The sequence below is a fragment of the Rahnella sp. R3(2024) genome (assembly GCF_042920125.1).
In the GTDB taxonomy this organism is placed as follows: Bacteria; Pseudomonadota; Gammaproteobacteria; order Enterobacterales; family Enterobacteriaceae; genus Rahnella; species Rahnella rivi.
Window position 1 is genome coordinate 141,930 of record NZ_JBHGBU010000003.1, and the last position, 9,015, is coordinate 150,944.

Annotated in this window: 10 protein-coding genes; 3 read left to right on the forward strand and 7 right to left on the reverse strand. The window is 52.3% G+C overall.

Annotated elements, in window-relative coordinates:
• Positions 1-310 precede the first annotated feature (310 nt).
• A complete protein-coding gene (locus ABSH60_RS24005) occupies positions 311-1,789 on the forward strand; it encodes a SulP family inorganic anion transporter (protein WP_390976665.1) in 1,479 nt (492 codons plus the stop codon).
• 18 nt (positions 1,790-1,807) lie between these two features.
• Positions 1,808-2,635, forward strand: coding sequence for a universal stress protein (locus ABSH60_RS24010; RefSeq protein WP_390976666.1), 828 nt, complete (start codon positions 1,808-1,810; stop codon positions 2,633-2,635).
• A gap of 638 nt (positions 2,636-3,273) precedes the next feature.
• Here ABSH60_RS24010 and ABSH60_RS24015 read toward each other — a convergent pair.
• The 3 genes from ABSH60_RS24015 to ABSH60_RS24025 all read right to left on the reverse strand — a co-directional run bounded on the left by ABSH60_RS24015 (position 3,274) and on the right by ABSH60_RS24025 (position 5,985).
• Entirely contained in the window at positions 3,274-4,047 is a 774-nt protein-coding gene (locus ABSH60_RS24015) for an SDR family oxidoreductase (RefSeq protein WP_390976668.1), read from the reverse strand.
• Positions 4,048-4,110: 63 nt separating this feature from the next.
• Positions 4,111-4,812: a DsbA family protein gene (locus ABSH60_RS24020; RefSeq protein WP_390976669.1), complete on the reverse strand. Its 702-nt coding sequence runs from the start codon at positions 4,810-4,812 to the stop codon at positions 4,111-4,113.
• Positions 4,813-4,878: 66 nt separating this feature from the next.
• Positions 4,879-5,985, reverse strand: coding sequence for an alkene reductase (locus ABSH60_RS24025; protein WP_390976671.1), 1,107 nt, complete (start codon positions 5,983-5,985; stop codon positions 4,879-4,881).
• Between the two features lie 220 nt (positions 5,986-6,205).
• On the opposite strand from ABSH60_RS24025, the gene ABSH60_RS24030 reads away from it, so the two are divergent.
• Positions 6,206-6,535 carry a thioredoxin domain-containing protein gene (locus ABSH60_RS24030; RefSeq protein WP_390976695.1) on the forward strand — a complete coding sequence of 110 codons (330 nt, stop codon included), beginning with the start codon at positions 6,206-6,208 and terminating at the stop codon, positions 6,533-6,535.
• A gap of 21 nt (positions 6,536-6,556) precedes the next feature.
• Here the strand turns inward: ABSH60_RS24030 and ABSH60_RS24035 are convergent, their stop codons facing one another.
• The 4 genes from ABSH60_RS24035 to ABSH60_RS24050 all read right to left on the reverse strand — a co-directional run.
• On the reverse strand, positions 6,557-6,895 hold the full coding sequence (locus ABSH60_RS24035) for a carboxymuconolactone decarboxylase family protein (RefSeq protein ID WP_390976673.1): 339 nt from the start codon (positions 6,893-6,895) through the stop codon (positions 6,557-6,559).
• 4 nt (positions 6,896-6,899) lie between these two features.
• On the reverse strand, positions 6,900-7,481 hold the full coding sequence (locus ABSH60_RS24040) for a TetR family transcriptional regulator (protein ID WP_390976675.1): 582 nt from the start codon (positions 7,479-7,481) through the stop codon (positions 6,900-6,902).
• A gap of 232 nt (positions 7,482-7,713) precedes the next feature.
• Positions 7,714-8,271 (reverse strand): OsmC family protein, encoded by a 558-nt coding sequence (locus ABSH60_RS24045; protein ID WP_390976677.1) that lies wholly within the window; start codon positions 8,269-8,271, stop codon positions 7,714-7,716.
• Between the two features lie 303 nt (positions 8,272-8,574).
• Positions 8,575-9,015, reverse strand: a 441-nt coding sequence (locus ABSH60_RS24050; protein ID WP_390976679.1) for a DUF5680 domain-containing protein, incomplete at its 5' end; no start/stop codon positions are given.

Below are 9,015 nucleotides of genomic sequence, written 5' to 3' on the forward strand. Positions count from 1 at the left end.
TAAGTTTCGTGTAGAGTAAAAAGGCCTTTTGCCGGGGTAAGTTCTGATTCTTATCTGCCCGGCAGGCATTCATGATCAGTGCTGAAATCCTTTACAGCCGGTCTTCCTGGTTCCTTAAGGTGCATAAGCCCCCCGTAAAGGAGTTATAAAAAACCATCATGCGTATTACGCCACCATAAGTCGTCCCCCCTCTCTGTCGCACTGAGTAACCTCAGTCGCGCACTCATAAGCATCCCGTCTGCGGATGTGCTTTTTCGTACATAAATTTTGCCCTCACGGGCTGACTGTATTCAAAAACTGAGAAACTACTATGTTGCTGTCCTCGACGCGTAAGGACTGGCTGGGTAACGTCCGTGGTGACGTCCTTGCCGGTATTGTGGTCGCGCTCGCGCTTATTCCGGAAGCGATCGCCTTTTCCATCATCGCTGGCGTAGATCCGCAGGTCGGTCTCTACTCCGCGTTCTGTATCCCTATCGTCATGGCCTTCTTTGGTGGCCGCCCGGCGATGATTTCCTCCTCCACCGGTGCGATGGCACTGCTGATGGTCACGCTTGTGAAAGACCACGGGCTGCAGTATCTGCTCGCCGCCTCCGTGCTTACCGGTCTGTTCCAGCTCGCGGCCGGTTATCTGAAGCTCGGCAGCCTGATGCGCTACGTGTCCCGTTCGGTGGTGACCGGCTTCGTGAATGCGCTGGCGATACTCATATTTATGGCGCAGCTGCCGGAACTCACCAACGTCACCTGGCACGTATATGCGCTCACGGCTGCCGGTCTTGGAATCATTTATCTCTTCCCGTATCTGAATAAAACCATTCCCTCCCCCCTGGTCTGCATCGCGGTGCTGACCGCGATTTCCATGTGGCTGCACCTCGACGTGCGCACCGTGGGTGACATGGGCAAGCTGCCGGACAGCCTGCCGGTATTCCTCATTCCGGACATCCCGCTTAACCTAGACACGCTGCTGATTATTCTGCCGTATTCCGCCGGGCTTGCCGTGGTGGGGCTGCTGGAGTCGATGATGACCGCGACCATCGTGGACGACATGACCGACACGCCGAGCGACAAGAACCGCGAGTGCAAGGCGCAGGGTATTGCCAATATCTGCACCTCGTTCATCGGCGGCATGGCGGGCTGCGCGATGATTGGTCAGTCGGTGATTAACGTGAAATCCGGCGGACGCGGGCGTCTTTCCACGCTCACGGCGGGCGTTGTGCTGCTATTAATGGTTGTATTCCTGCGCCAATGGGTATCACAGATACCGATGGCGGCCCTGGTTGCGGTGATGATTATGGTCTCCATCGGCACCTTCTCCTGGCGCTCCATCAGCAACCTGCGCTCCCATCCGCTCTCAACCAGCGTGGTAATGCTCGCAACCGTGGTGGTGGTGGTGGCCACGCATAATCTGGCATTTGGCGTGCTGACCGGCGTGCTGATTGCAGCGCTGAACTTCGCCACCAAGGTCGCCCGCTTCATGGCTGTCTCCTCTGAGCTGAAGGGAGATACCCGTACCTACACCGTGACCGGCCAGGTTTTCTTTGCCTCGTCTGACCGGTTTACCAGTCATTTCGACTTCCGCGAGGCGCTGGAGCGCGTAGTGATCGACGTGACGCACGCCCACTTCTGGGACATTACGTCGGTCAGCGCGCTGGACCGTATCGTGATCAAGTTCCGCCGTGAAGGTACGGAGGTGGAAATCAGGGGCATGAACGACGCGACCCGCACTATCGTTGACCGCTTTGGCGTTCATGACAAACCCGAAGAAGTTGAAAAGCTTATGGGCGGCCATTGATTCACAGGAGAATTCAACATGAATAATACCGTTATTGCCTGCGTGGACGGCTCGCCGTCAACCCGCGCGGTTTGTGAGTATGCGGCCTGGGCGGCCGATAAGCTGGACGTGCCGCTTGCCCTGATGCATGTGCTGGAAAAAAATGACCCTCCCGCCGTGTCCGACCTGACCGGCATCATCGGCATCGACAGCCGGGAGCAGCTGACTGAAGAGCTGGTCCGCATCGAGGGCGAGCGTAGCCGACTGATGATGGCACAGGGAAAGGCAGTGCTGACTGACTGTGCGGCGCTGCTGAAGCAGGCCGGGCAGCCGGAGGCCCAGCTGATGCAAAAGCACGGCGCGCTGGATGAGATCCTGGCAGAGCTTGGCGATATCCGCCTGATGGTGCTGGGCCGCAGAGGCTCCTGGAATCCGGTTGGCAGCCACCTGGAAAGTGTCATCCGGCTGCAGAAGCGGCCGGTGCTGGTCGTGCCGGAAACCTTTTCGACGCCGTCACGGGTCATATTTGCGTATGACGGCAGTGAGGCGAGTCGGGAAAACCTGATGCGCCTCACCGTCAGCCCGCTTCTGAACGGCATGACCTGTCATCTGGTCATGGTTAACGGCAAAGCGTCGGCGTTGCATGATGCGCAGGCGATCCTGCAGGAGGCTGGTATCGTCACGGAAGCCCAGCTACTGGAGGATAAATCTGTCACCGGCGCCTTATGCCGGTATGCCGATGAGAATGGCATCGACCTGACGGTGATGGGGGCTTATGGCCATTCACCGCTGCGCCGTTTCTTTATCGGCAGCCACACCGCGGAGATGCTGTCAGAAAGTCGGCAGGCTCTGCTGATGCTGCGTTGAAGCGCACGGGCCTGGCTTTCAGGCCCGTCTTATGACATCTGAAAGAAGTGCGGCGCAGCCGGCTTTACGGGATAAGATCCAGTACACAGGGAAAGTATGCGTCATCTATTTCGTTTTATGTTTCAGCACGGCAGCCATCTGATTTTTGGCGCGATCCTGATGTCCGCTTATCGCTCAGAGCTGCCTGTCATTTCTGCTTAAGAAACGGCCTTAACGCAGTATATTTTCCGTTTTCCAAGCAGACCCCAGGTTCACCGACCCCGAGCACGCCAGGACAGCGTCATAAAAGCTTTGTGGACGATGAATATCATTGGAACCGACCAGAATATGGTTAAACATAGCTTTCCCTTACGGGTGCGTTTGTTAATTAAGATAAAGGTATTTGAAAATTATAGGATTGCAGATAGTTTTTATGGCTGCGGCATCTTTGTTTGTCAGGAAATAAACGTAAGCCTTTCAAACAAAAAACACTTCCCATATGCGATGGAAGGCCTGAAAGGGCGCTGTCGATGGGGGCGGAGAACTATTAAACATGGGTGTTAAGGCGGAGAGTATCTTAGTGAGACCGGCAAAAGACATTAATATCAGCAAAAGAAAATGCCGCCCGGAGAGGAGCGGCTGATACCAATGTGCGGTGATTAGCGTCTGACGGCCATGATGCCGGCATCGACGTCCCAGATAGCACCGGTGACCCATGATGTTTTATCAGACAGCAGGAACAGGATGGTATTAGCAACATCCTCAGCCGTCCCGACGCGGCCCAGCGGATGGAAGTCGTTCAGAGACTTCCTCGCATCAGCAATGTCGGCTTTATCCATAAACCCTTCATATATCGGCGTATGCACAATCCCCGGGGATACAGCGTTGACTCGAATACCGGCGCTGGCTAATTCGATCGCCAGATTACGCGTCAGGGCATGCAGACCCGCTTTTGCCATGGAATAGGCAGAGGACGGTGAATCACCCAGCGCTGCCTGTGCCCCAATCGACCCAACGTTGACGATAGATCCTTCCAACTTCGCGGCCAGCATGTTCTTCACGACATCCTGAGTGATGAAGAACGTAGCGCGGTTCAGCGAAAGATACATGTCGTAATCGGCAAAGTTGTGCTCGGTGAAGCCTTTAGGCATGAAAATTCCGGCGGCATTCACCATCAGGCTGATGTCGCGATGGTGAGCATTAATTTCCTGACGGATAGTTTCCATGCCTTCTTCGGTCATCAAGTTTGCTGCAATAACGGCAACCGAACCCAGCGTGCTCAGCTCTTTCTGAACTGTATCCGCTTTCTCTTTTTTATTCCCGGTCAGAACAACGCTGCCGCCTGCTTCGAGTACCATGCGCGCGACGGCCAGCCCCATGCCGCTGGTTCCGCCGACGACGAGCAGCTTTTTACCTTTGAAAAATTCACTCATTTCAGACTCCGTAATTTTGCAGGTGAGAAGTGACCGGCACGATCAGTGCCGGCGGTGGAACGTTTAGATACTGCACCCTTCAGTTCCGCAGGTCTGACCCGCTGTCACTAAAAGCTCGGTTTGCTGTTCATCCCAGACCTGACGCAACGCATTCAAAAAGTTGTCTGCGCCTTGAGCGCCGCTTATAGCGTATTTTTCATTCATCACGAAGACGGGAACACCACTGACGCCAATTGAGCGTGCGTGGGCTTCATCTTCAGCAACAGAGGCCCTCAAGGCGTCATTTTCAAGTGCATCTTCCGCATCATTTTTTTCCATACCCGCTTCAACGGCCAGTGCAACCAGCTCCTGACGATCGAAAAGAGAGCGACCCTCCGTGATACTGCCACGATAAAAACGTTCTTCGACGGCATCTGCAATGCCGGCTTTGCGCGCCGCGGTCAGGATAGCGTGTGCATCTTCGGTGTCACCAAACATCATGCTGTCGAAGTTGTAGATGAGGCCTTCAGATTTACCTGCGGTACCCACCTGATTCATCATCAGTTCTGCCGAATGCTGGCTGCCTAACTTCTTCGCGATGGCATCCTTAAAAGGCATTGTTGGGGTTCCGCCGGCCAGTCGATAGCTGTGATGACGGATCACTACCTGATCGCGAAATTCAAAACTGTTCAGACCCTGTTCAAATCTTTTTTTAGCGATCCAGCACCACGGGCAGACTAAATCTGACCAGATATCAATGGTGAGGGTAGGTTTTAAGGTTTGCATAATAAATTCCTCATAGACCGTGGGGCACGCACTCTCACTGAACGGAGAGCTGTGCCCGCGTCATATTTATTGAGCCTGCCAGACCGGATAATCGGTATAGCCTTTTTCCGGCGAACCGCTGACGCCGTAGTAGGTGGTACGGTCACTTTCAGCCAGTGGCCAGCCGTTTTGCATTCTTTCGACCAGATCTGGATTGGCAATGTAAGGCACACCAAACGCCACTAAATCCAGCTCGTCAGCCTCAAGCGCCTGATCGGCGATGTCGCGGGTGAACCCCCCTGCAGCAATGATGGTGCCTTTGAAGGTGTTGCGGAAACGGCGGCGGAATCCTTCCGGTAACGGTGCTTTGGTGTACACCGGCTGATAGTAAAGGTGCACGTAGGCCAGTTCGCGCTGGCCGAGAGCGTCTGTGATGGTTGCCCAGGTTTGCTCTTCACCTTCATACGGCGCGAGGTCATAAATACGGCCGAACGGAGACAGGCGCACGGCAACGTGGCTGTTACCAACTGCAGCCGCAACGGCGTCAATAGTTTCCAGCAGGAAGCGCTGACGATTTTCGACGGAACCACCGTATTCATCAGTACGGGTGTTTAGTTCGCTGCTGAGGAACTGGTCAAAGATGAATCCGTTAGCCGCCATGATTTCCACGCCGTCGAAGCCGGCTTCCATCGCCAGACGGGCGGAATGCACAAAGTCGGCGGTGATACGTTTCACTTCATGGGTTTCCAGCGCGCGCGGCTGGCTTGGCACTACCGGGCCCGGCTCACCGGATTCGGTCAGTGCAAACACGGTCGTGTTGACAGCCTGAACCGTGCCTGCTGACACCGGTGCAATATGACCCGCTTGCAAGGAGACGTGAGACATCCTGCCAACATGCCACAGTTGGGCGAAAATGCGTCCACCTTTAGCGTGAACGGCCTCCGTGACCTTACGCCAGCCGTGAACATGTGCGTCGTTGTAAATTCCCGGCGTATAGAGATAGCCGCGTCCTTCTTCTGAAACGGGCATACCTTCCGTGATGAGCAGACCGGCAGAAGCGCGCTGTGCGTAATACAACGCCACGACCTCGTCCGGCACGTCATTCATCGTGCGGGTACGGGTCATTGGTGCCATGACCACGCGATTTTTTAACGACATGCCAGACAGATTGTAGGGAGTGAACAGCTTACTCATCGTGTACCTCACAAAGACAAAAAGGGTTTACCCCGGGGGGAATGACAACGTCAGGCAGATTCACAGAGCGAACGTCATCGCATGGAAGTTGCGTAAACATCGGATAGGTGTCACTATACCAACCATCTAGTAGGTAGGTCAATGAGTGAAGCAAGATATTTCGTTGTTTAACGCAACAGGCACCTGTTTAAACGCCCGTCCAATTAATGAGGTCATCGATATGCGTAAGTTAACGTCTTATAACGAAGACAATTTCCGGGATATAGAAGGGTACGAGGGGATATCCGTGGTGCGTTTTTCTGCGCCCTGGTGTCCGCCCTGTCGGGCGAGTGAAGAAATGTTCAGCAAGTTTGTAGAACGACTCGAGGATGATATCCAGATAGGGAAGGTTAATGTTGATCAGGCACCTGTTCTGACGACTAAATACGAAATATGGGGACTGCCGTCGGTGCTGATATTTCATGAGGGGCAATTGGTAAAACGCATCCCCGGCGTGAAACCTTCTGCGGTATACGTTCAGGCGATTGCAGAAATAAAAAAAGGGCAGTAATGCCCTTTATTACACTCATGTTTAGCTGCGAGCCTGGCTCACTGCATCGAGAGTACGTGCTGAATAAATCACAGCCGCACCCGCGTTGAGGTTGATCGCCACGCCAAGTGCTTCAGCTATTTCCGCGTCCGTTGCGCCGGCTTTTACAGCGGCGTCTGCGTGGAAGGCAATGCAGCCGTCGCAGCGTGTGGTGACTGCACATGCCAGTGCGATAAGCTCGCGAACTTTAGCACCCAGAAGGTCAGTTTTATTGCCTGCATTTCCCAGAGCAACCACGCCTTTCATGGTGTCCGGGGTCAGCTTACCGAGTTCACCTAGGCGCTGCATTAAATCTGTGCGGTAATTATTCCAGTCTAACATGATTTTATTCTCCGGAAGAAAGAGGATTAAGGAGCAAATTTATGTACTTAATGTTGTTGCAGAATACTTCGGGTCTGGCCGTTGCACGGGCAACAACGCTGGCACCTTCACACAGATTGATGATGATCAGTGCCATGTCTGAGGGGGCGGTGTGGGGGAAAAATTCGCCTGCGTCGACCCCGCCCTGAACGATTTTCGTGAGCCAGGCGATTTGCATATCGAAGTAGCGTGACGTCTGTTCGGTAACATTTGGTGGCAAATTGGCCGTATCGGCAGAAAGCGCGCAGCACAGCGGCAATAGGGAAGCCCTGTAGCTTTGTAAAAAAAGACCGACGTAAGCCGCGATCCTCTTTTCTGCTAATTTCTCAGTGGCTTCAATTTGCTCAAACTGTCTCTGCGTGTCGGAGAATGCCTGTACTACGACCTGTTCACCTAAAATATCCTTTGTCGGAAAATGATGGTGAATACTGGCTTTTGTAATACCGACAATTTTCGACAGGTCGGCATAGCTGAATGCCGAGTAGCCTTTTGCCCGCATCAAGTTTTCCGCCTCGTTGAGAAGGCGTTCCCGCGTCATGGTTGTCATAAAAACCTCATATAATCTACTAGTAGATAGATTTTATTCCTGCCCTTTTAGTGAGGCAAGTTCTATTCCCAGCCTGAGCGTAAAAGAGATTTATGGTTCCGGAAAGAGCGGGGGCGTCTCCGTGCTCGGCGGCATGACTTTCATGCCTGTCACGCATTACACCTTATGAAAAGACAGGCTGCCTTAAAATAAGGCAGCATTATCTTTTTAAAAGATTAACCGGCAACGGGCATCAGGCCAGGCGGGTGATCATATCGACCGGATTAGCGAGCGTGTCGTGGATCGGTGAGTTCTTTTTCATTTCGCTAACCAGTGCTTCTAATTCTTCGCGGCTGGCAGATTTACTTTCCAGATGCACATCCACGCGAATGGATTTCGCACCTTTACGCACGTTGCTATCAAGACCGAGGAAGCCGTTAAGGTTGATGTCGAAATTCATATCCAGTTCGATACCGTCAAGCTCTATCCCTTTTTCAGCCGCCATCATAGTGAGCGTTGCGGTATAACAGCCAGCCAGTGCCTGCATAATATATTCCGTCGGGCTCATGCCGGTATCGGTACCCAGTAAACCTGCAGGTTCATCACCGATATTGGAGAATTTCCCTACGCGGCTGTTATCGATAACGCCGTCCTGAATCGTTGCGCCGGTCTCAGTACGCACGGTTAAACCGCCATTAGAACGGGCTTTCATTTGGAAAGTCAGATTACCCAGGCCCGGCTGGACACGTACTGCTTCACGAGTATTGTGGATCGCATCAGCTGCGGCAGAAGGTTTTACTGTTTGGGACATGGTGACTCCTGAGGTTTCCTGAGGAAACAGTGAAATAAATAACAATCAAACAACCTACTAGTAGATAGGTTAGCGGCTAAATCATCGTTTGTCCAGCATGGCGTGAAAATCAGGAAATGGATTGTTTAAAAACTGAGTGTTCTGTGATTACCTCCCCGCAGAAGACATAGGGAGCTGAATAGAATAATAAGACCAAATAATATTAAAATCAGCGAGTTACATCAAAATAAATCAACCATGTAATGCTTTACTTGTTCGTCTTTATTATTCTTTGTGTCTATTATTTTTGAACGAGGGGTATGTCTAGCACAATGAACCGCCACAAAATTTCATTTTGAAACAGGTTTCCCCCTGGAGCTGGATGATCTCCTGACCCTGAAAGTTATCAAGGCAGCCAAATATGTCATTAAAGTAATGCAAATCAGCGTAAATACTTTCCCTTGGTCCCCTGATAGGGTAGATGTCATCGGCAAGCCCCCGGTTTTTGCGAGCAATAAAGCGTAAATTTCGCATTGTCCTTTCATCTAACGCAGAGAGCGTTGCCCCGCCGTTGAATTGCATACACCAGATGGGCTTATCGTTTAATGAGATAATTATCTGACCAAAAACGATTTTACCCTCTGTGAAATAATTCCTGTACGAATATTCATCACGACGGTATTCAATGAGATTCACATCTTTTTGAGGCAGTTTTTTTATGATTAACGTATCGGGTGAGCTGTAAAGAAAACGGTTTGCCTCAAT